Origin of the sequence: Phaeobacter sp. HF9A (assembly GCF_011806385.1) — a bacterium.
Taxonomy (GTDB): domain Bacteria; phylum Pseudomonadota; class Alphaproteobacteria; order Rhodobacterales; family Rhodobacteraceae; genus Epibacterium.
Genome location: NZ_JAATOX010000059.1, coordinates 1 through 24,567 on the forward strand (window position 1 = coordinate 1; position 24,567 = coordinate 24,567).

At 60.9% G+C, this 24,567-nt stretch carries 34 protein-coding genes and 1 pseudogene; 29 read left to right on the top strand and 6 right to left on the bottom strand.

From position 1 onward, the window contains the following. From HCZ87_RS11870 to bhcA, 3 genes are all read right to left on the bottom strand, one after another. On the bottom strand, window positions 1–585 hold a 585-nt coding region (locus tag HCZ87_RS11870), incomplete at its 3' end, for an alanine racemase (RefSeq protein ID WP_175582245.1). Window positions 586–626: 41 nt separating this feature from the next. Next, window positions 627–1,598 (bottom strand): beta-hydroxyaspartate dehydratase BhcB, encoded by a 972-nt coding sequence (bhcB, locus tag HCZ87_RS11875; RefSeq protein WP_167643971.1) that lies wholly within the window; start codon window positions 1,596–1,598, stop codon window positions 627–629. Further along, entirely contained in the window at window positions 1,598–2,788 is a 1,191-nt protein-coding gene (bhcA, locus tag HCZ87_RS11880; RefSeq protein ID WP_167643972.1) for an L-aspartate--glyoxylate aminotransferase BhcA, read from the bottom strand. Before bhcA ends, bhcB begins: the two co-directional genes overlap by 1 nt. A gap of 168 nt (window positions 2,789–2,956) precedes the next feature. Between bhcA and bhcR the strand changes: the two genes are divergently transcribed. The 4 genes from bhcR to HCZ87_RS11900 all read left to right on the top strand — a co-directional run bounded on the left by bhcR (window position 2,957) and on the right by HCZ87_RS11900 (window position 7,005). Next, window positions 2,957–3,790 (top strand): HTH-type transcriptional regulator BhcR, encoded by an 834-nt coding sequence (gene bhcR / locus HCZ87_RS11885; RefSeq protein WP_167643973.1) that lies wholly within the window; start codon window positions 2,957–2,959, stop codon window positions 3,788–3,790. A 470-nt stretch (window positions 3,791–4,260) separates the two neighbouring features. Beyond that, entirely contained in the window at window positions 4,261–4,770 is a 510-nt protein-coding gene (locus tag HCZ87_RS11890) for a hypothetical protein (RefSeq protein WP_167643974.1), read from the top strand. A gap of 116 nt (window positions 4,771–4,886) precedes the next feature. Beyond that, the gene (locus HCZ87_RS11895) at window positions 4,887–5,966 is read left to right on the top strand and encodes a transporter substrate-binding domain-containing protein (RefSeq protein WP_167643975.1); all 1,080 of its coding nucleotides are present in this window, start codon (window positions 4,887–4,889) and stop codon (window positions 5,964–5,966) included. Window positions 5,967–5,979: 13 nt separating this feature from the next. Continuing rightward, the gene (locus HCZ87_RS11900) at window positions 5,980–7,005 is read left to right on the top strand and encodes a transporter substrate-binding domain-containing protein (RefSeq protein WP_167643976.1); all 1,026 of its coding nucleotides are present in this window, start codon (window positions 5,980–5,982) and stop codon (window positions 7,003–7,005) included. A gap of 55 nt (window positions 7,006–7,060) precedes the next feature. On the opposite strand, the pseudogene HCZ87_RS11905 reads toward HCZ87_RS11900, so the two are convergent. Further along, window positions 7,061–7,919 (bottom strand): annotated as a pseudogene (locus HCZ87_RS11905) (DMT family transporter). Between the two features lie 81 nt (window positions 7,920–8,000). Here HCZ87_RS11905 and HCZ87_RS11910 point away from each other — a divergent pair. The 25 genes from HCZ87_RS11910 to HCZ87_RS12030 all read left to right on the top strand — a co-directional run bounded on the left by HCZ87_RS11910 (window position 8,001) and on the right by HCZ87_RS12030 (window position 23,339). Beyond that, complete coding sequence (locus HCZ87_RS11910; protein ID WP_167643977.1) at window positions 8,001–8,489, top strand: MarR family winged helix-turn-helix transcriptional regulator; 489 nt, start codon at window positions 8,001–8,003, stop codon at window positions 8,487–8,489. An 89-nt stretch (window positions 8,490–8,578) separates the two neighbouring features. Next, window positions 8,579–8,875 carry a hypothetical protein gene (locus HCZ87_RS21040; protein ID WP_254868622.1) on the top strand — a complete coding sequence of 99 codons (297 nt, stop codon included), beginning with the start codon at window positions 8,579–8,581 and terminating at the stop codon, window positions 8,873–8,875. 128 nt (window positions 8,876–9,003) lie between these two features. Continuing rightward, complete coding sequence (locus tag HCZ87_RS11920; RefSeq protein WP_167643978.1) at window positions 9,004–9,624, top strand: TIGR02466 family protein; 621 nt, start codon at window positions 9,004–9,006, stop codon at window positions 9,622–9,624. A 75-nt stretch (window positions 9,625–9,699) separates the two neighbouring features. Then, window positions 9,700–10,743 (top strand): succinylglutamate desuccinylase/aspartoacylase family protein, encoded by a 1,044-nt coding sequence (locus HCZ87_RS11925; protein WP_167643979.1) that lies wholly within the window; start codon window positions 9,700–9,702, stop codon window positions 10,741–10,743. Between the two features lie 247 nt (window positions 10,744–10,990). Further along, window positions 10,991–11,191: a 50S ribosomal protein L29 gene (gene rpmC, locus HCZ87_RS11930; RefSeq protein WP_167643980.1), complete on the top strand. Its 201-nt coding sequence runs from the start codon at window positions 10,991–10,993 to the stop codon at window positions 11,189–11,191. A 12-nt stretch (window positions 11,192–11,203) separates the two neighbouring features. Then, complete coding sequence (gene rpsQ / locus HCZ87_RS11935) at window positions 11,204–11,434, top strand: 30S ribosomal protein S17 (protein ID WP_167643981.1); 231 nt, start codon at window positions 11,204–11,206, stop codon at window positions 11,432–11,434. A 102-nt stretch (window positions 11,435–11,536) separates the two neighbouring features. After that, entirely contained in the window at window positions 11,537–11,905 is a 369-nt protein-coding gene (gene rplN, locus HCZ87_RS11940; RefSeq protein WP_005621870.1) for a 50S ribosomal protein L14, read from the top strand. Window positions 11,906–11,907: 2 nt separating this feature from the next. Beyond that, window positions 11,908–12,213, top strand: coding sequence for a 50S ribosomal protein L24 (gene rplX / locus HCZ87_RS11945; protein WP_167643982.1), 306 nt, complete (start codon window positions 11,908–11,910; stop codon window positions 12,211–12,213). Further along, window positions 12,213–12,776: a 50S ribosomal protein L5 gene (gene rplE / locus HCZ87_RS11950; protein WP_167643983.1), complete on the top strand. Its 564-nt coding sequence runs from the start codon at window positions 12,213–12,215 to the stop codon at window positions 12,774–12,776. Before rplX ends, rplE begins: the two co-directional genes overlap by 1 nt. Before the next feature lie 19 nt (window positions 12,777–12,795). Continuing rightward, entirely contained in the window at window positions 12,796–13,101 is a 306-nt protein-coding gene (rpsN, locus tag HCZ87_RS11955; RefSeq protein ID WP_167643984.1) for a 30S ribosomal protein S14, read from the top strand. Between the two features lie 12 nt (window positions 13,102–13,113). Next, a complete protein-coding gene (rpsH, locus tag HCZ87_RS11960) occupies window positions 13,114–13,506 on the top strand; it encodes a 30S ribosomal protein S8 (RefSeq protein ID WP_167643985.1) in 393 nt (130 codons plus the stop codon). A gap of 15 nt (window positions 13,507–13,521) precedes the next feature. Continuing rightward, window positions 13,522–14,055: a 50S ribosomal protein L6 gene (gene rplF, locus HCZ87_RS11965; RefSeq protein WP_167643986.1), complete on the top strand. Its 534-nt coding sequence runs from the start codon at window positions 13,522–13,524 to the stop codon at window positions 14,053–14,055. Between the two features lie 11 nt (window positions 14,056–14,066). Further along, entirely contained in the window at window positions 14,067–14,426 is a 360-nt protein-coding gene (gene rplR / locus HCZ87_RS11970; protein WP_167643987.1) for a 50S ribosomal protein L18, read from the top strand. 159 nt (window positions 14,427–14,585) lie between these two features. After that, window positions 14,586–15,149, top strand: a complete 564-nt coding sequence (gene rpsE, locus HCZ87_RS11975; protein WP_167643988.1) for a 30S ribosomal protein S5 — start codon at window positions 14,586–14,588, stop codon at window positions 15,147–15,149. Between the two features lie 12 nt (window positions 15,150–15,161). Next, window positions 15,162–15,350: a 50S ribosomal protein L30 gene (gene rpmD / locus HCZ87_RS11980; RefSeq protein ID WP_167643989.1), complete on the top strand. Its 189-nt coding sequence runs from the start codon at window positions 15,162–15,164 to the stop codon at window positions 15,348–15,350. Window positions 15,351–15,513: 163 nt separating this feature from the next. Beyond that, window positions 15,514–15,882 (top strand): hypothetical protein, encoded by a 369-nt coding sequence (locus HCZ87_RS11985; protein WP_167643990.1) that lies wholly within the window; start codon window positions 15,514–15,516, stop codon window positions 15,880–15,882. A 269-nt stretch (window positions 15,883–16,151) separates the two neighbouring features. Continuing rightward, window positions 16,152–16,367 (top strand): DUF1127 domain-containing protein, encoded by a 216-nt coding sequence (locus HCZ87_RS11990; protein WP_167643991.1) that lies wholly within the window; start codon window positions 16,152–16,154, stop codon window positions 16,365–16,367. 517 nt (window positions 16,368–16,884) lie between these two features. Beyond that, window positions 16,885–17,355 carry a 50S ribosomal protein L15 gene (gene rplO / locus HCZ87_RS11995; RefSeq protein WP_167643992.1) on the top strand — a complete coding sequence of 157 codons (471 nt, stop codon included), beginning with the start codon at window positions 16,885–16,887 and terminating at the stop codon, window positions 17,353–17,355. Window positions 17,356–17,464: 109 nt separating this feature from the next. Further along, window positions 17,465–18,829, top strand: a complete 1,365-nt coding sequence (secY, locus tag HCZ87_RS12000) for a preprotein translocase subunit SecY (protein WP_167643993.1) — start codon at window positions 17,465–17,467, stop codon at window positions 18,827–18,829. Next, window positions 18,826–19,473, top strand: coding sequence for an adenylate kinase (locus HCZ87_RS12005; RefSeq protein WP_167643994.1), 648 nt, complete (start codon window positions 18,826–18,828; stop codon window positions 19,471–19,473). The genes secY and HCZ87_RS12005 overlap by 4 nt, the downstream gene beginning before the upstream one ends. A gap of 338 nt (window positions 19,474–19,811) precedes the next feature. Then, window positions 19,812–20,180 carry a 30S ribosomal protein S13 gene (gene rpsM / locus HCZ87_RS12010; protein WP_167643995.1) on the top strand — a complete coding sequence of 123 codons (369 nt, stop codon included), beginning with the start codon at window positions 19,812–19,814 and terminating at the stop codon, window positions 20,178–20,180. Between the two features lie 16 nt (window positions 20,181–20,196). Continuing rightward, the gene (gene rpsK / locus HCZ87_RS12015; protein WP_167643996.1) at window positions 20,197–20,586 is read left to right on the top strand and encodes a 30S ribosomal protein S11; all 390 of its coding nucleotides are present in this window, start codon (window positions 20,197–20,199) and stop codon (window positions 20,584–20,586) included. A gap of 113 nt (window positions 20,587–20,699) precedes the next feature. Beyond that, window positions 20,700–21,716: a DNA-directed RNA polymerase subunit alpha gene (locus HCZ87_RS12020; protein ID WP_167643997.1), complete on the top strand. Its 1,017-nt coding sequence runs from the start codon at window positions 20,700–20,702 to the stop codon at window positions 21,714–21,716. A 144-nt stretch (window positions 21,717–21,860) separates the two neighbouring features. After that, window positions 21,861–22,283 (top strand): 50S ribosomal protein L17, encoded by a 423-nt coding sequence (gene rplQ, locus HCZ87_RS12025; RefSeq protein WP_167643998.1) that lies wholly within the window; start codon window positions 21,861–21,863, stop codon window positions 22,281–22,283. 135 nt (window positions 22,284–22,418) lie between these two features. Next, on the top strand, window positions 22,419–23,339 hold the full coding sequence (locus tag HCZ87_RS12030; protein ID WP_167643999.1) for a hypothetical protein: 921 nt from the start codon (window positions 22,419–22,421) through the stop codon (window positions 23,337–23,339). A 54-nt stretch (window positions 23,340–23,393) separates the two neighbouring features. Here the strand turns inward: HCZ87_RS12030 and HCZ87_RS12035 are convergent, their stop codons facing one another. Both HCZ87_RS12035 and HCZ87_RS12040 read right to left on the bottom strand, forming a co-directional pair. Then, the gene (locus tag HCZ87_RS12035; protein ID WP_167644000.1) at window positions 23,394–23,735 is read right to left on the bottom strand and encodes a zinc ribbon domain-containing protein YjdM; all 342 of its coding nucleotides are present in this window, start codon (window positions 23,733–23,735) and stop codon (window positions 23,394–23,396) included. A gap of 8 nt (window positions 23,736–23,743) precedes the next feature. Then, window positions 23,744–24,567 (bottom strand): glycine cleavage T C-terminal barrel domain-containing protein (locus HCZ87_RS12040; protein ID WP_167644001.1); only part of this gene is annotated, 824 nt, incomplete at its 5' end.

A 24,567-nucleotide genomic window follows, 5' to 3' on the forward strand; every position in this document is an offset into this window, starting at 1 on the left:
CGCGCCCTGATAGGCCTGAATGCCGGTAAAGGTGAGGTTGTCGGCTGCCGTGATGGCCTTGGCGATCTCCACCACGGCCTCGGTGCTGGTGACGCCGCAGCGGCCCGCGCCGCAGTCGATTTCGATCAGGCATTCGATTTCGGTGCCATGTTTCTGCGCGGCGGCAGAGAGCTCGGCGACATTGGCCAGATCATCGACGCAGACAAGGGTGCGTGCGCCGAATTTGGGCAGGCGGGCCAGCCGGTCGAGCTTGGCCGGGTCGCGCACCTGGTTGGAGACCAGAATGTCTTTGATGCCACCGCGGGCAAAGACCTCCGCCTCCGAGACCTTCTGGCAGCAGACGCCGACGGCGCCGCCCAGCTCTTCCTGCAACTTGGCCACATCCACGGATTTATGCATCTTGCCATGCACCCGGTGGCGCATGCCATGGGCGCGGGCGTACTCGCCCATCTTCTTGATGTTGCGCTCCAGCGCATCCAGGTCGAGCAGCAGGCAGGGCGTCTGGATATCGGCCTCATCCATGCCCGGTTTGGCCGGGATGTCAAAGCCAACGTCATAGGCGTCGAGGTTGGGCAGGTCTTTCATGGGATCCTCCTGAAAGCGATGGGTCGATGAATTGAGGGGGTTCAGGTGTTGGCGATCCAGGGCAGCCGGTCCAGATCGACATTGCCACCGGTCAGGATGATCCCCACGCGTTTGCCACGAAAGGCCGCCGGATTTTTGAGGATACAGGCCAGCGGCACCGCGCTGGAGGGTTCCATCACCACCCGCAGGTGTTTCCAGATCAGCTTCATCGCGGCGATGATCTCCGCATCCGAGGCGGTGTAGATTTCCGACACATGGCTGGAAACGAAATGCCAGGTCAGATCCTTCAGCGGCACCAGCAGCCCGTCGGCGATGGTCTTCGGCGCGTCATCGGCGATGATATGCCCGGCCTTGAAGCTGCGATAGGCGTCATCCGCCTGTTCCGGCTCGGCGGCGATGACCTGGCATTCGGGGGCCAGCGTGGCCAGGGTCAGGCAGGTGCCCGAGATCATGCCGCCACCACCGATCGGGGCCACAACCATGTCCAGACCATCGGTCTGTTCAAAGAATTCCTTGGCGCAGGTGCCTTGGCCGGCAATCACGCGCGGATCGTTGTAAGGGTGCACAAAATCGCCACCGCTGGCGGCCTGCACCTCGGCAAAGGTGGCTTCGCGGCTGCTGGTCGAGGGGTCGCATTCGGTGATCCTGCCGCCATAGCGGCGCACCGTGTCCTTTTTTGCCTGCGGCGCGGTGCGGGGCATTACCACATTGCAGGGAATGCCGCGTTTCATGGCGGCATAGCTCAGGCAGGAGGCATGGTTGCCGCTGGAATGGGTGGCAACGCCCAGCCTGGCCTGATCGTCATCCAGACCAAAGACCGCGTTGCAGGCGCCGCGCACCTTGAAGGCGCCGGGTTCCTGGAAATTCTCGCATTTGAAGAACAGCTGCGCGCCTGTCACCTCGTTGAGGTAATCCGAGTGGCGCAGCTCGGTGCGGCGGATATAGGGCTGGATGCGCTGATGCGCGGCCAGCATATCGTCATAGGTGGGGATATTGAGGGCGATCTGCGTCATCACGCGGCCGCCTTCTTTGCCGGTGCCGGGTTGGCGCGGTAGTAGTCCTGCGCGGCGCCGACGCCGCTGCCCTGCGGGATGTCGAGACCCAGATCCGCCATGCACATCTCGGCGCAGGCAATGCCGGACAGGGCCATCACATCGGTCAGGCTGCCAAGGTGGCCGATGCGAAACACCTTGCCCGCAACCTCGCCAAGGCCGGTGCCAAAGGCGACGCCATAGGTATTGGCGGCATGGCTGACGATATCGGTGGCGTTGAATCCCTCGGGCGTGCAGATCGCGCTGACCGTGTCGGAATAAAGATCCGGCGACGCCGCGCAGAGCTCCAGCCCCCAGGCCCGCACCGCGGTGCGCACGCCCTCGGCGATGCGGTGATGGCGGGCAAAGACCGCCTCCAGCCCCTCGTCCAGCAGCATCGTGCAGGCCTCGTTCAGACCGTTCAGCAGACCCACGGCGGGCGTGTAGGGGTAGGCGTTGTTGGCATAGCCCTTTTCCATGTCCCGTACATCAAAGAAGGTGCGCGGCAGACCTGCGGTTGCGGTCGCCTGCATTGCCTTTTGCGAAAATCCGACGATGGCCAGCCCCGGCGGCAGCATGAAGCCCTTTTGCGAGCCGGTCACGGCAACATCCACGCCCCAGTCGTCAAAGCGGAACTCCATGGAGGCGATGGAGCTGACCCCATCCACGAACAACAGGGCCGGGTGGTTGGCGGCGTCCAGCGCCGCGCGCACGGCGGCGATGTCGGATTTCACCCCGGTGGCGGTCTCGTTATGGGTGGCCAGTACCGCCTTGATCTCATGCGCGTGATCGGCGGCAAGGATCTCGGCGTAGCGATCTGCGGGCAGGCCCTGACCCCAGGGTGTTTCGACGATTTCCACCGTCAGGCCATGGCGCTGGCACATGTCGATCCAGCGATGGCTGAACATGCCGTTGCGCGCCGCCAGAACCTTGTCCCCCGCCGAGAGCGTGTTGCTCAGCGCGGTCTCCCAGCCGCCGGTGCCGGTGGAGGGAAAGATGAAGACCTCGGCCGTTTCGCTCTTCAGGATCTTGCGCACGCCGGCGCGGGCGGGATGCAGGATCTGTCCGAACAGCGGCGAGCGGTGGTCGATGGTGGGCATGTCACATGCTTTGCGCAGGCGCTCGGGGATATTGGTCGGCCCCGGGATGAATACAGGGTTCTGAAAGCTCATGACGGTCTCCTTGGGTCGCTGAAGGGACGGTAGGCCAGCCATTGCCATAGCGATATATTTTCGCAAAACGGCCCAAAAAACGAGCAAGTCAGAATAGATTTAGTGTTTCCAGTGGGTTACATTTTTCATATTGTGAAGTTGAATTTCACAAAAATTCGAAGGCATCTGATGGAATTTCAAGATAATCCACCGCCGGGCAAGCGGCGCGCCCGTGGGCGCCCCCGCGACTGGGAGGATAAATCCGCCCAGAACACCATCAAGTCGCTGGACCGCGCGATGGCGGTGTTTGAGTTTCTCAGCGAGCGTCAGGGTATGTCACTTGGTGCGATTGCCGACGAGATGGGGCAGTCCCCCTCGACCATCTATCGGGTCTTGGTGACGCTGGAGGGCCGCGCACTGGTGGAATTCGACGCCGAGGCGCAGCTTTGGCATATCGGGCCGCGCGCCTTTATGATCGGTGCGCGCTTTCTGCGTCGGACCAGCCTGGTGGATCGTGCCCGGCCGGTCATGCGCCAGCTGATGGAGGCCACCGGCGAGACCGCCAACCTCGGCGTTGAAAAGGAAGGCAAGGTCCTGTTCCTGAGCCAGGTCGAAACCCATGCCAATATCCGCGCCTTTTTTCCGCCGGGGACGCTGTCGGACATGCATGCCTCCGGGATCGGCAAGGCGCTCCTGGCGCAGATGGATGCGGACCGGCTGGAGCGGCGTCTGCGTGAGGGGCTTCGGGCCTTTACGCCCAGCACCATCGTGACGCCGCAGGCGCTCCGGGAGGATCTGCGCAACAGCCTGGCGCGCGGCTATTCCTATGACAACGAAGAGCGCAACATCGGCATGCGCTGCATTGCGGCACCTGTGTTTGACGTGAACGGCGAGGCCATCGCAGGCATTTCGGTGTCCGGCCCGACCAGCCGAGTCACCGCTGCGGAAATCGAGCGGCTCGGTCGGTCGGTGGTGGAGGCCGCGCATGCGCTGACGGCGTCGATTGGTGGGCGCAGGCCGTGACGGCAGGAAACCAGCCCTCGGTTGAATCGCGGAGTTATCCACAAAATATTGACACGATTCGTGTCGAAGGTTAACAAAAGGTAAACGTCAATAAATTAGTCTGATATCGGTGCGTTTCCGCGCATTGGTGTTTTGTTACCCCGGGGGCATTCATGCAGAAATTGAATTGGAAGCAAGAAGGCTTGGCGCAGGACAATATGCCAAAGCAACCCAGGCCGAAGACGGCAGAAACGAAGATCCAGAATATTTCGACCACAGGGAACGTAAAAATTTCTGTAAAAAATCAGCCGGCTGGCCGCCCCGCAAATGCGCAAACGCAGGGCAAGTCGCCGGCGCCTCGGGTCTCTGCTGCGCCTGCGACCCCGGTCGCAGCGGCGCCATCCGGGGCAAATAGCTTTGCGTCCAGCCCGTCTGATTTCGCCAGCCCGAGCGGCGGATACAATCCAAGGTTGTTGTTGCTGGCGGCGGGTGTGATCGGTCTCTTTGCGCTTGGCGGGCTTGCATTGCAATTTATTGGCGAGGAGGGTGCGGCCCCGCAGACAGAGGTTGCTACCGCAGAGAGCGGCTCCTTCAGCGAGGATCTGGCCCGATTGGTCGCCGCCCCGGCCTCTGCGGCGGATGGTCAGAACACAGCGGGTCAGCCGATCCCCTCTGCCAGCGCGGGGCTGACCGCGAGCAGCGAGGACATGATGGCCAAGATGACCGCAGGCACGCTGGCGGTGCTGCGCGGCAGTGGCCGCACCGAGGGCGGTGCTGCGACGGCAACCGTGGCACCTGCGCCGACGAGTGATGCCGCCGCAGGCTCGGAACTGTTGCGCATGGTGATGACAGCGCATGAGCAGGGCCAGTCCGACGCCTATATCGACCGGTTGCTGAACGATGCCTACAGCCGCCAGGCGATCACGGTGCCCGCCGGTTTGATCGGCGCGGACGGGCGCGTGGATACGGCAACGATCCTCAGCCTCTTTATTCAGAAGTAAATCCAACACGGCGTGTTGCTCAGGGTGCGTGGCTCCTTCCGAATGGAACGGGCTGCGTCAGATCAGGTGCCATGCCCAATTTCCGAAAAACGGATCAAAATCCTTCAGGGGGACACATGAAAAAACTGATCGCAGCCGCCGCGCTAGGGCTGTCGGCCATCTTTGGGCAGGCTGCCGCTGCCGAAACCTGTGGCGGGCTCTATGTTGTGAAGCCGGGGGACAGTCTCTCGGTCATTGCTGACAAGCTTTATAAGAACGCGGGCATGTGGAGCGTCATTCACAACCGCAATATTGCGGTGATCGGAGATAAACCCAGCGCAATCCGGGTGGGGATGACGCTGGAGCTGGCCTGTCTGAACGGCTTGCCGCTGGGGCTGGAAGGTGGGCGGGAGCTGTCACAGGCCACCCCTGTCGCCGCGCAGCCGGTTCGCATCCAGGCGGGGGACGCCTCGACCCGCCAGAAGATCAACCTGCTGACCGGCGATGATTTCCAGCCTTTCACCGGCAAGGAGCTGCACAACGGTGGTTTGTTGACCGATATTGTCAACGCCGCGATGACCAAGGCCAACCCGCAGCAGGGCTATGCCATTCATTGGGTGGACGATTGGGGCTCGCATCTTGATCCGCTGCTGTCCAACGCTCTGCTGGATGTGGGCTTTCCCTGGTACAAACCCAATTGCGCCGAGCTGCCGGACAATTATCGCTGCCAGAACCTGTTGTTCTCTGATCCGCTGTTCGAAACGCTGACCTTGATGTTCGCCGACGCCAGCCGCCCGGTGAGCTTTGCCAAGGACGAGGATCTGTTCGGCAAATCCATCTGCCGCCCCAAAGGCTATGACACCTCGATCTTTAACGAGAACGGCCGCAACTGGCTGCGCGATGAAAAGATCACCCTGGTGGTCGCGCCGAGTCCGGGCGATTGTTTCAAGCTGGTGCTGGAGGGCAAGGCCGATGGTGTGGTGCTCAACGAGTTCACCGGGCGCGACAAGATGAAAGAGATGGGCATTACCGATCGCATCCAGGTGGTGCCGGAACCGATCTCGATCCAGTCGCACCATGTTGTCGTGCACAAATCGCACCCCGATGCAGAGCGGCTGTTGGCGGTGGTCAACGCGGGGGTGCGTGGCATTCGCGAGGACGGCACCTATCAGAAAATCGTCGAGGATCACCTGGCCCGCATCTGGGCCGGGTTCTGATCGGGAGGATCGGATGCAACGTATTTTGATGTCGCTGTTCTGGCGTCTGCTGCTGGTGGTGGGCCTTGTGCCCTCCGCCGCTTTTGCGATCTGCGACGTGGATTATGTGGCGCAACCGGGCGACAACCTCTTTTCCATCGCCGAGGCGCATTACGGGGACCGCAACCGCTGGACGCTGATCTACTATCGCAACCAGGGCGAATTGGCGGGCCCTTCGACGGTTCCGGGGCGGACGCTGTATATTCCTTGCCCGCCTGACGCGGTGGAGGCCGACGCCACGCCGCTGCGCAAACCCACCGCCGAGATGAACCTGCTGACCGGCGGCAATTACGCGCCCTTCACCGATCCGAACCTGCCGGGGCAGGGCATGATCACAGAGCTGGTCAATGCGGCGCTGGAGCTGGCCCCCTCGCCGGTGCCCTATGCGATCACCTGGGAAGACGACTGGAGCAAACATCTGTTTCCGCTGCTCGACGACAAGGAATTCGACATGGGGTTCCCCTGGATCAAGCCAGATTGCGAGGCCGATCCCAGCAACGAGCGCTGCGCCAACTTCCATTTCTCTGATCCGCTGGTCGAGGTGCCGGTGATGCTGTTCGTGCGGGCCGGGGGCGGGATGGTCTATGCGGAGGATGCCGATGTCGTGGGCAAGACCATCTGTCGGCCAAAGGGGTTTTACACCTTTGATCTGGACCGCGCGGACCGGCGCTGGCTGAGCGAGGATAAGATCACCCTGGTGCAGCCGGACACGCCGCGCGATTGTATGCGCATGGTGGTCAATGGCCAGGTGGATGCGGCTGCGGTGAACCTCTTTGTCGGGGCCGAGGCGGTGGTGGCCGAGGGGCTGCGCGGGCAGGTCGAGCCGCTGGAGAAACCTATCTCGGAAACCGGGCTGCATGTGGTGATCTCCAAGACCCACTGGCGCGGCACCTCGCATCTCTATCGGGTGAACGCGGGGCTGCGCAAACTGCGCGAGAGCGGCCGCTTTGACGAGATCATGAGCCGTCATCTGGAGCTGTTCTGGGCCACGCTGCAATAGCCTTGGCCGCAAAACGATCAAGTTCGACGGGGGCGCGACACACGCCCCCGTCTTTTTATGCGAGCGCTTTTCTGTGCGCAGGCTGCTGCCCCAGCCAGACGCTGAACAAGGCGATCACGGCGCCGACCGCCTGAAGCAGGCTAAAGCTCTCCCCGACAAAGGCCGCACCGAGGATCACCGCCGTCAGCGGGCTGAACACCCCCAGCAAAGAGACCTGCGCGGGCGATACGGCCAATGCCCCGGAACCACAGAATATAGGTAAACGCGCCGCCGATCAGGCTCATATAGGCAAGCCCGATCACATTCTCGGCGCTGAGGGTCGGCCAATTCGGCAGCGCCACATAGGCAACCGGGACCAACAGCAGCCCACCCGCGGTGAGCTGCCAGGCGGTGAAGGTCAGCGCCGGAACGCCGGGCTGCCACTTGCGGGTCAGCACCACGCCGGTGGCCATCGAGAGCGCCCCGCCCAATCCTGCCGCAACACCCAGAGGATCCAGGCTGGCGTCCGGTCCCAGCACCAAAAGCCCGACGCCGAGCACCCCCAGAAGCGCGGCAAGGATGCCCTTGCCGTGGATCTGGCTGCCCAGCAAGACCCCTGACAGCCCCATGACAAACAGCGGCTGAACCGCGCCCAGGGTGGCCGCAACGCCGCCGGGCAGCCGATAGGCCGCCAGGAACAGCAGCGCCCAGAAGACCGAGAAATTCAGCGCGCCGAGCACAAGGATCTTGGGCACCAACGTCAGCGGCGGCAATTGGCGCACCATCAGCAACAGCAACACCCCCGCCGGCAGCGCCCGCAACAGCGCGACCAGATAGGGCGATTGCCCGGGCAGGAATGTGGTGGTGACAATATAGCTGCTGCCCCAGATGGCCGGCGCAAGCGCGGTGAGGGCGAGGTCTCGTCTGTGGCTCATCGGTCGGACTCCATTTATCTCGACATCGAGATAGTGTGCAGATATCTTGACGTCAAGATAATACATCGGCAAGAAGTCCCCATGGATCATGTCGATTATATTCTGGAGCAATGGCGGCGCGAGCGGCCGGAGCTTGATGTCACCGCGATGGGGGTGATTGGCCGGGTCAGCCGTCTGTCGCTGGCCTATCTGAAGCCGATGGAGCGCACCTTTGCGCGCTTTGGTCTGAACTTTGCGAAATTCGATGTGCTGGCCACCCTGCGCCGCTCGGGCGCGCCCTATTGCCTGTCGACCGGCGCCTTGATGACGGCGACCATGGTGGCCTCGGGCACGATGACCAACCGGATCGACCGCCTGGAGGCCGACGGGCTGGTGACGCGCTCGGTCAATCCTGACGACAGCCGCAGCTTTCTGGTGGCGCTGACCCCGGAGGGGCTGGCGCTGATCAACAGGGTGGTCGAGGCCCATGTGGAGACCCAGGCTGCGCTGCTGGCGGGGCTGAACGCCGAGGAGATCGAGCAGCTGAACGCGCTTCTGTCCAAGGCGCTCTTGGTGGCGGGCAGCGCATAGGGCGGCGGGCCTTGCCCGTTGTGGGGCGCATAAGGATTTTGTTCACCTAATGTTCCTATGCTGAGGGGGTGATCAGCGGAGGGGCCAGAATGGCGACCTGGAACAGATTGGCAGTGGTACTTTTCCTTGTGGCAGGCTGCGTGGTGCCACCGCCCGAGGGGCAGCGCGGCAATGCTGGCGCCGACTATGCCCAGCTGACCAAGGTCAGCCAGGCGCCCTATCGGTATCGGCGCATGACCTATTGGACCCTGGCCAATGGCTGTACCTATTCACCGGGCATCGTCTATGGCGGCGGCCTGCGATGGTTCTTGGTCAAGGATCCGATGTCGCCGGAGCGCGCCATGGTTCACGATGGCTGCGCCTATATGTTCGAGGCGGCACGCTAGGCTCAGGGCCCCTGGTGCAGGCGCGGCCTCCGGGCGGCGAGTGGCGCGGGGCAGGGGGATAGACCGCGCGGTGTCCTCTGTGATCGTGACCTCTCGCCAAGGCGGTCATGCCTGCGCTAAGACGAGGCATGGCCCAGATTGATTCCCTCTTCGTGACCCGCCTCTACCGTGCCGCCCTGTCCGAGCACGGCCCCGAAATTGATGCGCAGGAGCTGGAAAACTCCTGTCTGGTGATCGCCGAGGACGACGACGCTGGCCAGGACTGGTGCGAAGAGAACGGATATCCCGGCTATACCTCCTATGCGTCGCTGACCGATCTGCCCTGGCGCTTTCCGATCTTTGCCGACCTGGTGAAATCGCTGGACGCGCATGTGATGGCCTTTGCGCAGGATCTGGAGCTGAACCTCGATGGCCGCGAGCTGAAGCTGGAAGATCTCTGGATCAATATCCTGCCCGAGGGCGGCACCCACGCCAGCCATATCCACCCCCATTCGGTGATCTCCGGCACCACCTATGTGTCGATGCCCGATGGTGCCTCGGCGCTGAAGCTGGAAGACCCGCGCCACGCCATGATGATGGCGCATCCGCCGCGGAACAAGGACTGCCGCCAGGAGCTGCGCAGCTTTGTCTACCAGACACCCAAAGTGGGCGACGTGCTGCTGTGGGAAAGTTTCATCCGCCACGAGGTGCCGCTGAATATGGCAGAGGACGAGCGGATCTCGGTCTCCTTCAACTACGCCTGGGGCTGATCGGCAGCTGGGCGTTTGCCTGACTGTGGAAAGCTGCTAAACCCGTCTGAACGCTTACAGATGCAGGCAGGCTCCATGACATTGCGCCCGAATTTTGAAATCGGCGGTTTCTCCATCCCGCCCGGCACAAGGCGCACCGTGGATCTGCCGGTGAGCGTGCTGTCGGATCACACGCCCGTCAACATGTCCGCGCATGTGATCCATGGTGCCGAGGAGGGGCCGACGCTGTTTGTGTCGGCGGCGATCCATGGTGACGAGGTGATCGGCGTGGAAATCGCCCGCCGCTTGCTGCGCAGCCGGCAGTTTGCGCGTCTCAGGGGCACGCTGATCGTGGTGCCGATTGTCAATACCTTTGGGTTCCTCAACCATTCTCGCTATCTGCCGGACCGGCGCGACCTCAACCGCTGTTTTCCTGGCAGCGAGGGGGGCTCGCTCGCCAGCCGCCTTGCGCATCTCTTTATGACCGAGATCGTGGATCGCTCGGATCTGGGCATTGATCTGCATTCCGCCGCCATCCACCGCACCAATATGCCGCAGATCCGGGTCTCGCCCAAGCGGCCCGAAACGCTGGCCTATGCCGATGCTTTCGGCGCGCCGGTGGTGATCCGCTCGGCCCTGCGCGAGGGGTCCTTGCGGCAGCAGGCGCAGGCACGCGGAGTGGATATGCTGCTCTATGAGGCGGGGGAGGGGCTGCGCTTTGACGAGCAATCCGCCCGTGTCGGCGTCGCCGGGATCCTGCGGGTGATGCATATGCTGGGCATGATCCCCGAAGACGGCGTGCCGCTGGCCGAAGTGGTACCGGTGCGTGCCCGCGACAGCAGCTGGGAGCGCGCCCCGGCGGGCGGGCTGCTGCGCGCCTATAAGACCACCGGCGAAATGGTCGAGCCGGGCGACGTGCTGGGAATTGTCGCCGATCCCTTTGGCGAGAGCGAGATCGAACTGCTGGCCGAAACCCAGGGGTTGATCATCGGCCGCACCAACCTGCCGATCGTCAACGAGGGCGATGCGCTGTTTCACATCGCCGAAGTCATCAACGCCGCCACCGCCGAGAGCCGCATCGAAAGCCTGAACGCGCAGTTGGAAGGCGCGGCGATGTTTGATGAGGACGAGATCATTTGAACCCGCGCCGAACCGAGGGGCGGGCGACACGCGCACCGCGGGCTGGCCGTTTGGGCGCGCGGCAACTATCCCTTGCCCTCGCACCTCAACCCCTCTATAGGGACCCATCGCTCACCGCAATTCGCGAGTCGGATTGTGCTGGGTGATTCTTTTTTCTGCACACATTGTGCAGGCGACATAACCCACCAGACCCAAGGGTGACCCGTCATAAGGGGCCCTCTGGTGCCAAGGAAAGGAACGCAAGGCGATGAACGCCAATGATCTGCGCGAAAAGACCGTGGACGAGCTCCGCGATCAACTCGCAAACCTCAAAAAAGAGAGCTTCAACCTGCGCTTTCAACAAGCGACCGGTCAGTTGGAAAACACTGCTGGCATCAAGGCGGCCCGCCGCAATGCTGCTCGTGTGAAAACCATCCTGAACGAAAAAGCCGCCGCAGCGGCTGAATAAGGAGCTCTACAGATGCCCAAACGTATCCTGTCCGGCGTCGTCACTTCCGACGCAAACGCACAGACCGTCACCGTGTCCGTGGAACGCCGTTTCACACACCCGGTTCTGAAGAAAACCATCCGTAAGTCCAAAAAATACCGGGCTCACGATGAAAAGAACGCTTTCAAGGTCGGCGACACCGTACGCATCATCGAATGCGCGCCGAAATCGAAAACGAAACGCTGGGAAGTTATCGACGCCTAAGAGCCTGTTTTGACAGGCTCCTGGCGACTTTGCTTTTTAGTATAGTCGAAACCCTGGGGGATCACAGCACGCATCGCTGCCCCAAAGGTCGGGAGAAACCACATGATCCAGATGCAAACCAATCTGGATGTTGCTGACAACTCCGGCGCTCGCCGAGTTCAGTGCATCAAGGTTCTGGGTGGCTCCAAGCGTAAGTACGCTTCCGTTGGCGACATTATTGTCGTCTCGGTTAAAGAAGCCATCCCGCGCGGCCGCGTGAAAAAAGGGGACGTCCGCAAGGCCGTCGTCGTACGCACCGCCAAAGAGGTCCGTCGTGAAGACGGCACCGCAATCCGTTTTGACCGTAACGCTGCTGTTATCCTGAATAACAACAACGAGCCGGTCGGCACCCGTATCTTCGGCCCGGTTGTTCGCGAACTGCGCGCGAAAAACTTCATGAAGATCATCTCGCTTGCTCCGGAGGTGCTGTAACTATGGCTGCTAAACTCCGTAAGGGTGACAAGGTCATCGTGCTCGCTGGCCGCGACAAGGGCAAAGAAGGCACCATTGCCTCCGTTGACCCGAAAGCTGGCAAAGCTGTTGTCGATGGCGTGAACATGGCGATCCGCCACACCCGTCAGACCCAGACCGCGCAAGGCGGCCGCCTGCCCAAGGCCCTGCCGATCGATCTCAGCAACCTGGCGCTGCTGGACTCCAACGGCAAAGCGACCCGCGTTGGCTTCCGTGAGGAAGACGGCAAGAAGGTCCGTTTCGCCAAAACCACCGGGGAGACTGTCTGATGCTTGATGATGCAAACTACACCCCGCGCCTGAAGACCCTCTACATGGACACCATCCGTGCGTCTCTGAAAGAGGAATTCGGCTATAAGAACGATATGCAGATCCCCAAGCTGGAGAAGATCGTTCTGAACATCGGTTGTGGCCGCGCTGCCGTTAAAGACAGCAAAAAAGCGAAATCGGCTCAGGAAGACCTGACCAAGATTGCTGGCCAAAAGGCTCTGACCACCGTTGCGAAAAACTCCATCGCTGGCTTCCGCGTTCGCGAAGGCATGCCGATGGGCGCCAAGGTGACCCTGCGTGGCGAACGGATGTATGAATTCCTCGACCGCCTGATCACCATCGCAATGCCCCGCATCCGCGACTTCCGTGGCGTGTCCGGCACCTCTTTTGACGGTCGTGGCAACTACGCCATGGGCCTGAAAGAGCACATCGTGTTCCCGGAAATCGACTTTGACAAGATCGACGAATCCTGGGGCATGGACATCGTAATCGCCACCAACGCGAAAACCGACGCTGAAGCGAAGGCACTGTTGAAAGCGTTCAACATGCCTTTCAACAGCTGAGCGCGGAGAGGAATAGACCATGGCTAAAAAAGCAATGATCGAACGCGAAAAGAAGCGCGAGCGCCTGGTGGCCAAATATGCTGCCAAACGTGCCGAGCTGAAAGAAATCGCGAATGACGAAAGCCGCCCGATGGAAGAGCGTTTCAAAGCGCGTCTTCAACTGGCGAAACTGCCGCGCAACTCGTCGGCAACCCGTCTGCACAACCGTTGCCAGCTGACCGGCCGTCCCCATGCTTACTACCGTAAGCTGAAGGTAAGCCGGATCGCGCTGCGGGAACTGGGCTCGAATGGCCAGATCCCCGGTATGGTGAAATCGAGCTGGTAAGGGAGAGACAATATGAACGATCCTATCGGCGATATGCTCACCCGTATCCGTAACTCTCAGATGCGTGGCAAATCCACCGTCATGACCCCGGCGTCCAAACTGCGCGCATGGGTTCTGGATGTGCTGCAATCTGAAGGCTACATTCGCGGCTATGAAGCAGGGACTGACGAACGCGGCCATCCGGCGCTGGAAATCAGCCTCAAGTATTACGAAGGCGAACCTGTTATTCGCGAACTGAAGCGGGTCTCCAAACCCGGTCGTCGCGTGTACATGGGCGTCAATGACATTCCGTCGGTCCGTCAGGGCCTGGGCGTGTCGATTGTCTCCACCCCCAAAGGTGTGATGTCGGATGCAAATGCACGCGCGGCCAACGTTGGTGGCGAAGTGCTTTGCACCGTCTTCTAAGGAGGCCTAAGCACAATGTCTCGTATTGGTAAAAAACCGGTCGAACTGACAAGCGGCGTGTCCGCGAGCCTGTCCGGCCAGACCATCGAAGTGAAAGGCCCGAAAGGCACCCTTTCCTTCACCGCAACCGACGATGTGACCATCACCATCGACGACAACCTGGTGAAAGTTGACCCGCGCGGCAAATCCAAGCGCGCCCGTCAGCAGTGGGGCATGTCCCGCACGCGGATCCAGAACCTCGTCACCGGCGTGACCACCGGCTTCAAAAAAGAGCTGGAGATCCAGGGTGTGGGTTACCGGGCGCAGATGCAGGGCAACACCCTGAAGCTGAACCTGGGCTATTCGCATGACGTCGATTATGTCGCTCCGGAAGGTGTCACCATCACCGCGCCGAAGCAGACTGAAATCGTTGTGGAAGGTGCAGACGCGCAAGCGGTTGGCGAAGTGGCGGCTCAAATCCGCGACTGGCGTCGTCCCGAGCCCTACAAAGGCAAAGGCATCCGCTACAAGGGCGAGTTCATCTTCCGCAAGGAAGGCAAGAAGAAGTAAGGACGAACACAATGGCAAACAGCAAACGTACCCTGTTTCTGAAACGCCGCCTGCGCGTTCGGAACAAGCTTCGCAAAGTGAACGCAGGCCGCGTGCGGCTTTCCGTTCACCGCTCGAACAAGAACATCTCTGTTCAGCTGATCGACGACGTCAAAGGTGTAACTCTGGCCGCAGCCTCGACCCTGGAAAAGGATCTTGGTTTTGTGGGCAAGAACAACATCGAAGCGGCGACCAAAGTCGGTTCCGTGATCGCAGAGCGCGCCAAGGCAGCCGGTGTCGAAGAAGCATATTTCGACCGTGGTGGCTTCCTCTATCATGGCAAAGTGAAGGCCCTGGCCGACGCTGCGCGTGAAGGCGGTCTGAAGATCTAAAGATCAACCGGGCGCCCCGTTTCGGGGCGTCCGACTGATTTCGAGAGAGGGTCGTGCAAGCGGCCCCGATGATCCGGGAGGCAGGCCATGGCCCGTCTCACCAGGATTGGGACAAAACGAATGGGGCTCCATTCGTCATCATCATGAAGGAATGCCAAGATGGCAGAACGTGATAATCGCCGCGGCAACCGTCGCGACCGCGAGGAAACACCGGAATTCGCAGATCGCCTTGTCGCGATCAACCGCGTGTCCAAAACCGTTAAAGGTGGTAAGCGCTTCGGCTTCGCCGCTCTTGTTGTTGTCGGTGACCAAAAAGGTCGCGTCGGCTTCGGCAAAGGCAAGGCCAAAGAGGTGCCCGAGGCAATCCGCAAGGCCACCGAGCAAGCCAAACGTCAGATGATCCGCGTGCCGCTGAAAGAGGGTCGCACCCTTCATCACGACATGTACGGTCGTCACGGCGCAGGCAAGGTTGTCATGCGCACCGCGCCGGAAGGTACTGGTATCATCGCCGGTGGTCCGATGCGTGCCGTGTTTGAAATGCTGGGCATCAAGGACGTGGTTTCCAAGTCCGTTGGCACTCAGAACCCCTACAACATGATCCGCGCCACCATCGACGGTCTGAAGAAAGAGCAAAGCCCCCGTGCCGTTGCTCAACGTCGTGGCAAAAAGGTTGCTGACATCCTGCCCAAGCGGGACGAAGCACCTGCGGAAGCAGAAGCGTAAGGAAACTGATCCATGGCTAAAACCATCGTCGTGAAACAGGTCGGTTCTCCGATCCGTCGCCCCGCCGACCAGCGCGCAACCCTGATCGGTCTGGGCCTGAACAAGATGCACAAAACCCGCGAGCTGGAGGATACCCCCTCCGTGCGCGGCATGGTCAACAAGATCCCGCATCTGGTTGAGATCATCGAAGAGCGCGACTAAGCCTCTTTGACGGTTCTTGCGAACACCAAGACGCCTCCGGATGTCCGGGGGCGTTTTTTTGTGAAAGCCGGTAGAAAATACCGGAAGGCGATGAATAGAATCCCGGGCCCGGGTGTTTCCTGAGTAGCTGCATCACGCAGCGCAAGATTCAGGAGACACAGATATGACACGTTTTTCGATCCTCGCCGCCGGCTTCATCCTTGCCGCCGGAAGCGCATTCGCGGGCACCGCGGTTGTTGAAACCTCAGAGGCCGGCTACCTGACCGACGGCGCGGGCATGACGCTCTACAGCTTTGACAAGGACAGCGACGGCACCTCGAACTGCTATGATGGCTGCGCCGCAAAATGGCCGCCGCTGGTTGTGGAGGGCGAGGCGACCCTGCCCGAGGGCTTCGCGCTGACAGAACGCAAGGATGGCAGCCAGCAGGTCAGCTATATGAACCAGCCGCTGTATCTCTGGGTTGGGGACAAGGCCGCGGGCCAGACCAGCGGTGATGGCGTCGGCGGTGTCTGGCATATCGTCAAGCCGTAAACGACTAGGGCTCTCCCCGAAACCCCGGCAGCGCGCCTCCGGATCCGTCCGGGGGCGCTTTTCCATGCCGGGTCCCGGCGCATACTGCTGTCTGTGAAAAAGACGTTAACCACATCCACCTTTTCTATGCTGCATGTGCATAGCGGCTGTTCGGAACTGTCAGTTGTTAGCGCCAACACGCTGCCTTATCTTCCGAGGTGTCAAAGGAAACAACACAAGACATCAAGAGCCGCGGAAACCCGTCCCGGCTAGAGAAAAGGACCAAAGATATGGCTTATGCACAAAACACCCCCCTCGCGTCTTCCTCCATCGTCGCCCGCCTGCGCGGTCTCGTCGACAACAGCCGGAATTCCTGGGACCTCTACAAAGAATACAAACGCACCTATGGTGAACTGGACGCGCTGAGCGACCGTGATCTGGCCGACATCGGCATCCGCCGCTGCGACATCGCGGACCTGGCCCGGAGCCACGTCTACGGCCACTAAGCGACAGCTCCATACGCGCGCGGCCTGCTCTCCTCCCTCCGGGCCAGCGCGCGCAAGCAGCGCCTCCACATTGTGGGGGCGTTTTTTGTTGCGGGACAGGGCGCGGTCCGGCACCCGGATTTTTATGCCGTGATGGCATTGTGTTCGGCGCGTTGCGCAAGGCGCGGGCCGGTGTGGCAAACCGGACCCGTCTCGCAACAGGGCGCTGCTGGTGGCGTCCCTGATCCATTCTCAACCCGCCACAACAGCCCGTTGCCAAATCGCGATTGCGACAGGCAGCAGGGCAAGGGGGCTCCAATCCGGGCTTTCTTCTAACCCGAAATATCCCGGGGAGCACGAGGGGCTGGCCCCTCGTTTCCGGCGCTTGCCGCAGGAAAGCCGGCCGCCGCTCTTGATCCATCGCAGCATCCCGTCTATACGCCCCCGGTGGCCTTGCGGGCCACAGAATCAAAATCAAGAAATGCCGTGTCTGACCCAATACGCTTCAGGGGTCACTTCCGGCTTTAGGAGAAGCGATATGAAACTCAATCAACTGCGCGACAATCCTGGCGCCTCCCCGAAACGGACCCGCGTGGCCCGTGGTCCCGGCTCCGGCAAGGGTAAAATGGGTGGCCGTGGTATCAAAGGTCAGAAATCCCGTTCCGGTGTGGCGATCAACGGCTACGAGGGTGGCCAAATGCCGCTCTACCAACGTCTGCCGAAGCGTGGCTTCACCAAGCCGAACGCCAAGAAATACGCTGTCGTGAACCTGGGTCTGATCCAGAAATTCATCGACGCGGGCAAGCTCGACGCGGCTTCCATCACCGAAGACAGCCTGGTTGCTTCCGGTCTGGTTCGTCGCAAGCTGGACGGCATCCGCGTTCTGGCAAAAGGCGAATTCTCCGCCAAAGCGACCATCGCCGTGACCGGCGCGTCCAAGTCTGCCATTGAGGCAGTCTCCAAGGCTGGCGGCGCGCTGACCGTAGCGGCAGAGGCCGCAGCTGAGTAACGACTTGTGAGCGCGGCCCGGGCCGCGTACACAGGCATCAGTTTTCCAACACGCCGCCCGAGCCGGAAAACGGTTCCGGGCGGCGTTTTCGCAAGAAGAGACCTATTTCATGGTATCAGCAGCAGAACAAATGGCAGCGAACACCAGCTGGTCCGCGCTCAGCAAGGCCACTGATCTGCGCAACCGCATCCTGTTCACGATCGGACTTCTGATAGTCTATCGCCTGGGCACCTGGATTCCCGTTCCGGGAATCGACACGGATGCGTTGCGTCAGTTCATGGACTCGGCGGGCAAGGGCATTGGCGGCATGGTGTCGATGTTTACCGGCGGCGCGCTTGGGCGCATGGGCATCTTTGCCCTTGGCATTATGCCCTATATCTCGGCCTCCATCATTGTGCAGTTGCTGACCTCCATGGTGCCTGCGCTCGAACAGCTCAAGAAAGAGGGCGAGCAGGGCCGCAAGAAGATCAACCAATACACCCGCTACGGCACCGTGCTGCTGGCGACGGCGCAGTCCTACGGACTGGCCGCCTCGCTCGAAGCCGGCGATCTGGCGCTGGATCCGGGGCTTTATTTCCGCCTCGCTTGCATGATCACCCTGGTGGGCGGCACCATGTTCCTGATGTGGCTGGGTGAGCAGATCACCAACCGCGGCATCGGCAATGGTATTTCACTGATCATCTTCGTCGGCATCATCGCCGAGCTTCCTGCCGCCATCGCGCAGTTCTTTGCCTCTGGCCGCTCCGGTGCGATCTCTCCGGCGGTGATCATTGCCGTGCTGGTGATGGTGGTTGCGGTGATCATGTTCGTGGTCTTCATGGAACGTGCGCTGCGCAAGATCCACATCCAGTACCCGCGCCGCCAGGTCGGCATGAAGGTCTATGACGGTGGCTCCTCGCATCTGCCGATCAAGGTGAACCCGGCGGGCGTGATCCCGGCGATCTTTGCCTCCTCTCTGCTGCTGCTGCCGACCACGATTTCGACCTTCAGCCAAGGCTCGGCCACCGGTCCGGTGATGAGCTGGCTGCTGGCGAACTTCGGTCCCGGTCAGCCGCTCTATCTGTTGTTCTTCGTGTCGATGATCGTGTTCTTTGCCTATTTCTACACCTTCAACGTCTCGTTCAAACCGGATGAAGTGGCGCAGAACCTGAAGAACCAGAACGGCTTTGTGCCCGGCATTCGCCCCGGCAAGAAGACCGCGGAATATATCGAATATGTGGTGAACCGGATCCTGGTGCTTGGCGCGGCCTATCTTGCGGCGGTCTGCCTGCTGCCGGAAATCCTGCGCTCCAACTTTGCCATTCCGGTTTACTTCGGTGGCACCTCGGTTCTGATTGTGGTCTCGGTGACCATGGACACGATCCAGCAGGTGCAAAGCCACCTTCTCGCGCATCAGTATGAGGGGCTCATTGAGAAGAGCCAGCTGCGCGGGCGGAACAAAAAACGCACGAAACGGGGGCCTGCTCGCCGATGACCAATATCATTCTCATGGGCCCGCCCGGCGCGGGCAAGGGGACGCAGGCGCGTCACCTGGTTGAAACCCGCAATATGGTCCAGCTCTCCACCGGGGATATGCTGCGCGAGGCGCAGGCCTCCGGCACCGAGATGGGCAAAAAAGTCGCGGCGATCATGGCCGAGGGCAAACTGGTCACCGACGAGATCGTGATCGGCCTCATCCGCGAAAAGCTGCAAGAGGGCTCCGAGGGCGGTTTCATCTTCGACGGTTTCCCGCGCACCCTGCCGCAGGCCGACGCACTGGAAAAGCTGCTCTCTGAGATGGGGCTGAAGCTGGACGCGGTGATCGAGATGCAGGTCGATGACGAGGCGCTGGTTGCCCGCATCACCGGCCGCTCCACCTGTGGCGATTGCGGTGAGGTCTATCACGACGCCACCAAACCCTGGCCCGCCGATGGCAAATGCGCCAACTGCGGCGGCGGCAATCAAAAGCGGCGCCCGGACGACAATGAGGACAGCCTCAAGACCCGTCTGATGGAATACTACAAGAAAACCTCGCCGCTGATTGGTTACTACTGGGCCAAGGACAATCTGCAACGTCTGGACGGTCTTGCCTCCATCGACGAGGTACGCAAATCCATCGCCTGGATCCTCGGCGAGTAAGCCACCCGATCCTGCGTATTCTTCAAGACAGGCTGCCATCTGGCAGCCTGTTTTGCCTCAAGGCCCGCCACCGCATCCCATTGGCTGGCTTTGGCAATTGTCCCGTGCCGGACAGATCTGCCACGCCCCTGCCGATCCGGGCGCATTCAGGGTTGACCCCTCCTTGAAATCACCATACGAACCAACATCCCTGCTGGGAATCATTCCAGGCGGGCAATTTGCGTTGTCCACCTGACTACCTCGATACATGCTGGACCCTCTGGCCTCACTGCCACGGTCAAGTGTTGTGAAAAAAGGTTCTGGAGTTACGGAACCGCAACCGAAAAGGAAAGTGACACGTGGCACGTATTGCCGGCGTTAACATCCCGACTGCCAAACGGGTCCCGATTGCCCTGACCTATATCACGGGTATTGGTCCTGCCTCCGCCAAAGCCATCTGCGCGGCCGTGAACATCGACGAAACCCGTCGTGTGAACGAACTGTCCGACGCAGAAGTTCTGGCCATCCGCGAACATATCGACGCAACCTTCACCGTTGAAGGTGACCTGCGTCGTGAAGTGCAGATGAACATCAAACGCCTGATGGATCTGGGCTGCTACCGTGGCCTGCGCCACCGTCGTAACCTGCCGGTCCGTGGTCAGCGTACCCACACCAATGCTCGCACCCGCAAAGGCCCCGCAAAGGCCATTGCTGGCAAGAAGAAGTAAGGGAGGGTCCTGACAGATGGCACGCGATAAGACTCGTACGAAGAAAAAAGAGCGTAAGAATATCGCATCGGGCGTTGCCCATGTGAACTCCTCGTTCAACAACACCAAGATCCTGATCTCCGACGTTCAGGGCAATGCGATCTCCTGGTCCTCTGCTGGCACCATGGGCTTCAAGGGCTCCCGTAAGTCCACGCCCTATGCTGCGCAGATGGCTGCCGAGGACGCAGGCCGCAAGGCCCAGGATCACGGCGTGAAGACCCTTGAGGTCGAAGTTCAAGGCCCCGGTTCGGGTCGTGAATCCGCCCTGCGCGCGCTGGCGGCAATCGGTTTCAACATCACCAACATTCGTGATGTGACCCCGATCGCGCACAATGGCTGCCGCCCGCCGAAGCGCCGCCGCGTCTAAGCGACAATACCACTCAACTGGGGCCTTGCCATGTGCAGGGCCTCAGTACGTCATTTGAAACCTCGGGCGTCTGCTCCTTTGGACATGGGAACAGACAGGAATGGAGGGACCGCATGATCCATAAGAACTGGGCCGAATTGATCAAGCCCACGCAACTGGATGTGAAACCGGGCAATGATCCGGCACGCCAGGCGACACTTGTTGCAGAACCGCTGGAGCGGGGCTTCGGCCTGACGCTTGGCAACGCCCTGCGCCGCATTTTGATGAGCTCGCTGCAAGGCGCCGCCATCACATCCGTTCAGATCGACAACGTGCTGCATGAGTTCTCCTCCGTGGCCGGTGTGCGTGAAGACGTGACCGACATCATCCTGAACCTGAAGCAGGTTTCCCTGCGCATGGAAGTCGAAGGCCCCAAGCGCCTGTCGATCAATGCCAAGGGCCCGGCTGTCGTCACCGCAGGTGACATCGCCGAAACCGCCGGTATCGAGGTTCTGAACCGCGAACATGTGATCTGCCACCTCGACGATGGCGCCGATCTGTTCATGGAACTGACCGTCAACACCGGCAAGGGCTATGTCTCCGCAGACAAGAACAAGCCGGAAGATGCACCCATCGGCCTGATCCCGATCGATGCCATCTATTCGCCGGTCAAGAAGGTCTCCTATGACGTGCAGCCGACCCGTGAGGGCCAGGTGCTGGACTATGACAAGCTGACCCTCAAAGTTGACACCGATGGTTCCATCACGCCTGAGGACGCGCTGGCCTATGCCGCCCGTATCCTTCAGGACCAGCTGTCGATCTTCGTCAATTTCGACGAGCCGGAAGCCGCTGGCCGCCAGGACGAGGACGATGGTCTCGAGTTCAACCCGCTTCTGCTCAAGAAAGTGGACGAGTTGGAACTGTCTGTGCGTTCGGCCAACTGCCTCAAGAACGACAACATCGTCTATATCGGCGATCTGATCCAGAAAACCGAAGCCGAGATGCTCCGCACCCCGAACTTCGGCCGCAAATCCTTGAACGAGATCAAGGAAGTGCTCTCTGGCATGGGTCTGCACCTCGGTATGGACGTCGAGGACTGGCCGCCGGACAACATCGAAGATCTGGCCAAGAAATTCGAAGACAGCTTCTAAGCTTGATCTTTGAGGAAGGAGGGCTTAGGCCCTCCTTCAAAATTCCCGGACCTGCCGGGGACTATTCGGGCCTCTGCCCCAAGGTGAGCGGCTGACACGCATCAGCTGCCTGACAAAGCAAAACGCAAGATAAGGATTTAGAAAATGCGTCACGCACGTGGTTATCGCCGCCTCAACCGGACTCATGAGCACCGCAAGGCCCTGTTCTCCAACATGGCTGGCTCGCTCATCGAGCACGAGCAAATCAAAACGACCCTTCCCAAGGCAAAAGAACTGCGCCCGATCATCGAAAAGATGATCACCCTGGCAAAACGTGGCGACCTGCACGCCCGCCGTCAGGCCGCTTCCAAGCTGAAAGAGGAAAAGGACGTCGCGAAACTGTTCGAGGTTCTGGGCCCGCGCTACAAAGACCGTTCCGGTGGTTACGTCCGCATCCTGAAAGCCGGTTTCCGCTATGGCGACATGGCACCGATGGCGATCATCGAATTCGTGGACCGCGACACCTCCGCCAAAGGCGCTGCCGACAAGGCCCGTCTGGCAGAGCTTGAAGCCGCCGACGACGAATAAGACTCGCGGTCATCTGACTGTCGGACTTTACCCCCGCTCTGGCAACAGGGCGGGGTTTTTGTTTGGGGCGGGGCGAATTTATGCGCCATACTGAATGCACCGGATATTTTTACATCTGCATTTGGAGGGCGGTTCATGTCCAAGGAGCTTCAGAAACTACAGGCGGAGTACAAGAAGTCCCTGCCTGCGCTGAAAAAAACCACCAAGGCGGACGGCGAGAAACTGCGCAAGGCGATGACCGTTGCGCTGGAAAAATGCTGGGACGCGGAGGATTCGTTGCGGGAATCGCTCTCCAAGGCGCGCGAGGCGGGGATTGCCTCCAAGAAACTTGCCGATCTGCAAAAGGACAAAGGCTTCAAGGCCGGTCTTGCCGTCTGGCAAAAGGCGGTCACCGTTCAAAAGGCCGCGCTGGACGAGATGATGGCGCTGATCGAGACGGCGAAGAGCACGTCGCCACTGGTTGCGAAGCTGCTTTCTGGTGCCGAGAAGGCCGGCAAAGCCAGTGCCAAGGGATCGCCGGAAAAGAAAGAGATCGACGCGTTGATCGCCGCGCTCAAGGCGCATCAGGCGGATCAAAAGATCATCGCGGGATATGCAGGAAAGATGAAGCCGGGTGACAAGTTCTACGCGGTGCAGTCAAAGAAAATCCTGGAAAAGATGCTCTCGGAAGATGGCAAGGCGACGACCTCGGAGGCAGACCTGCCCAAGCTGCTGGAAGAAAAGCTGCTCAAGCGCAATAGCGCCAAGATACAGGCGCTCGCCGGGGCGGTGCAGGAGGCCCATAAGGCCGGCATGCAGGGTGTCGCCAGCGATGCCAAAGCGGCGCAGACGCAGGCCAAGGTCGGTGCCATGAAGCTCAAGGAGTTGACCAAGCTGGTCGGCGAGTATCAGCGCGCCCGCAAGAAATGTGCAAAAGATATCAAAGAGATCGAAGATGCCAAGGCGCGCAAGAAGCTGCTCGCGACGCTGGATACCTTTGATAAGCTCCAGTCGAGCTGCGAGGCCCGGCTGAAGGAGCTGCTCGCGGAAATCAAGAAAACCGCCGCGACGGCCTAGTGCCGTCTGCCCATGACGCCTGACAGATGGCGGCGTCATGGGCGCGGGGCTTACTTACTCTGTCACCTTCTTCACAAACTGGCTCTTCAGCCCCATCTGGCCAACGCCGGGGACCTTGCAGTCGATGTCGTGATCGCCGTCCACCAGGCGGATGCCACGGACCTTGGTGCCGACTTTGACGACACTCGACGATCCTTTGACCTTGAGGTCCTTGATCACCGTGACCGTATCGCCGTCTTGCAGCACGTTGCCAACGCTGTCGCGCACCACGGTGGCGTCGTCATCGGCGGCTGTGGCGGACCACTCATGGCCGCATTCGGGGCAGACCAGCAGGGCGTCCATCTCATAGGTGAAGGCGGAGGAACATTCGGGGCAGGGGGGCAGGCTATCGCTCATGGCTTGGCTCATTTGATAAAGGGAATGGGATGGAGGGCGGCGGGGAACTCATCCGCGCCGATGCGGATGCTCAGACCGGCGGCGACCTCGGCGAGATCAGAGCGGATCAGGGCATGGGCAATGGTGGTGCCGACACGTTTGGAAAAGGCGAGCTCGGCCACATAGCCGACCTCCGTGCCCTCAAACAGCAGCGGCACGGGCTGGCCGGGCAGGGGCGGTGTGCCCTCAATGGTCAACCCGACGCGGAGCCGGGCCGGAGGTTCGGCGGCGATGCGTGTGAGGGCGGCACGACCGACAAAATCATGGCTCTCAAGGCTGATCAGCGGGCCAAAGCCCATCTCATAGGGCGTCGCGCGATAGTCCTGCCAGCGCATATCGGCCCCGTAGGAGATCAGCCCGGTTTCCAGCCGCTCGATATCATTGGGGGCGCCGGGGCCGATGTCAAAGGGGGCGCCTGCCGCCTTGACCAGATCCCAGAGGCGGCTGCCCTGGCTATGATCCTGCAAATACAGCTCAAACCCGCCCTGTTTGGACCAACCGGAGCGCGCCAGCACCAGCGGGATCCCGTCGAGCGTCGTCTCGCGAAAGCCGAAATAGCGCAGCTCGCGCACCCAGTCGCCAAACAGCGCGGCGGTGACATCCTCGGCGCGTGGGCCCTGGATCGCCAGCGGCGAGACGTCGGGTTCCGTGACCTCCACATGCCAGCGGCGTTCGCGCCCGATGGCCGCAGCCCAGAGGTGAATGTCACTATCCGCCACCGAGAGCCAGTAGCAGTCATCAGAGAGCTTCAGCAGCACCGGATCGTTGATCAGCCAGCCGTCGTGATCACAGA

Excerpts from the sequence above, each read along its gene's own strand:
- bhcB (WP_167643971.1), bottom strand. The coding sequence starts at position 1,598 with ATGACGCAGATCGCCCTCAATATCCCCACCTATGACGATATGCTGGCC.
- bhcA (WP_167643972.1), bottom strand. The coding sequence starts at position 2,788 with ATGAGCTTTCAGAACCCTGTATTCATCCCGGGGCCGACCAATATCCCC.
- bhcR (WP_167643973.1), top strand. The coding sequence starts at position 2,957 with ATGGAATTTCAAGATAATCCACCGCCGGGCAAGCGGCGCGCCCGTGGG.
- HCZ87_RS11895 (WP_167643975.1), top strand. The coding sequence starts at position 4,887 with ATGAAAAAACTGATCGCAGCCGCCGCGCTAGGGCTGTCGGCCATCTTT.
- HCZ87_RS11900 (WP_167643976.1), top strand. The coding sequence starts at position 5,980 with ATGCAACGTATTTTGATGTCGCTGTTCTGGCGTCTGCTGCTGGTGGTG.
- HCZ87_RS11910 (WP_167643977.1), top strand. The coding sequence starts at position 8,001 with ATGGATCATGTCGATTATATTCTGGAGCAATGGCGGCGCGAGCGGCCG.
- HCZ87_RS21040 (WP_254868622.1), top strand. The coding sequence starts at position 8,579 with ATGGCGACCTGGAACAGATTGGCAGTGGTACTTTTCCTTGTGGCAGGC.
- HCZ87_RS11920 (WP_167643978.1), top strand. The coding sequence starts at position 9,004 with ATGGCCCAGATTGATTCCCTCTTCGTGACCCGCCTCTACCGTGCCGCC.
- HCZ87_RS11925 (WP_167643979.1), top strand. The coding sequence starts at position 9,700 with ATGACATTGCGCCCGAATTTTGAAATCGGCGGTTTCTCCATCCCGCCC.
- rpmC (WP_167643980.1), top strand. The coding sequence starts at position 10,991 with ATGAACGCCAATGATCTGCGCGAAAAGACCGTGGACGAGCTCCGCGAT.
- rpsQ (WP_167643981.1), top strand. The coding sequence starts at position 11,204 with ATGCCCAAACGTATCCTGTCCGGCGTCGTCACTTCCGACGCAAACGCA.
- rplN (WP_005621870.1), top strand. The coding sequence starts at position 11,537 with ATGATCCAGATGCAAACCAATCTGGATGTTGCTGACAACTCCGGCGCT.
- rplX (WP_167643982.1), top strand. The coding sequence starts at position 11,908 with ATGGCTGCTAAACTCCGTAAGGGTGACAAGGTCATCGTGCTCGCTGGC.
- rplE (WP_167643983.1), top strand. The coding sequence starts at position 12,213 with ATGCTTGATGATGCAAACTACACCCCGCGCCTGAAGACCCTCTACATG.
- rpsN (WP_167643984.1), top strand. The coding sequence starts at position 12,796 with ATGGCTAAAAAAGCAATGATCGAACGCGAAAAGAAGCGCGAGCGCCTG.
- rpsH (WP_167643985.1), top strand. The coding sequence starts at position 13,114 with ATGAACGATCCTATCGGCGATATGCTCACCCGTATCCGTAACTCTCAG.
- rplF (WP_167643986.1), top strand. The coding sequence starts at position 13,522 with ATGTCTCGTATTGGTAAAAAACCGGTCGAACTGACAAGCGGCGTGTCC.
- rplR (WP_167643987.1), top strand. The coding sequence starts at position 14,067 with ATGGCAAACAGCAAACGTACCCTGTTTCTGAAACGCCGCCTGCGCGTT.
- rpsE (WP_167643988.1), top strand. The coding sequence starts at position 14,586 with ATGGCAGAACGTGATAATCGCCGCGGCAACCGTCGCGACCGCGAGGAA.
- rpmD (WP_167643989.1), top strand. The coding sequence starts at position 15,162 with ATGGCTAAAACCATCGTCGTGAAACAGGTCGGTTCTCCGATCCGTCGC.
- HCZ87_RS11985 (WP_167643990.1), top strand. The coding sequence starts at position 15,514 with ATGACACGTTTTTCGATCCTCGCCGCCGGCTTCATCCTTGCCGCCGGA.
- HCZ87_RS11990 (WP_167643991.1), top strand. The coding sequence starts at position 16,152 with ATGGCTTATGCACAAAACACCCCCCTCGCGTCTTCCTCCATCGTCGCC.
- rplO (WP_167643992.1), top strand. The coding sequence starts at position 16,885 with ATGAAACTCAATCAACTGCGCGACAATCCTGGCGCCTCCCCGAAACGG.
- secY (WP_167643993.1), top strand. The coding sequence starts at position 17,465 with ATGGTATCAGCAGCAGAACAAATGGCAGCGAACACCAGCTGGTCCGCG.
- HCZ87_RS12005 (WP_167643994.1), top strand. The coding sequence starts at position 18,826 with ATGACCAATATCATTCTCATGGGCCCGCCCGGCGCGGGCAAGGGGACG.
- rpsK (WP_167643996.1), top strand. The coding sequence starts at position 20,197 with ATGGCACGCGATAAGACTCGTACGAAGAAAAAAGAGCGTAAGAATATC.
- HCZ87_RS12020 (WP_167643997.1), top strand. The coding sequence starts at position 20,700 with ATGATCCATAAGAACTGGGCCGAATTGATCAAGCCCACGCAACTGGAT.
- rplQ (WP_167643998.1), top strand. The coding sequence starts at position 21,861 with ATGCGTCACGCACGTGGTTATCGCCGCCTCAACCGGACTCATGAGCAC.
- HCZ87_RS12030 (WP_167643999.1), top strand. The coding sequence starts at position 22,419 with ATGTCCAAGGAGCTTCAGAAACTACAGGCGGAGTACAAGAAGTCCCTG.
- HCZ87_RS12035 (WP_167644000.1), bottom strand. The coding sequence starts at position 23,735 with ATGAGCGATAGCCTGCCCCCCTGCCCCGAATGTTCCTCCGCCTTCACC.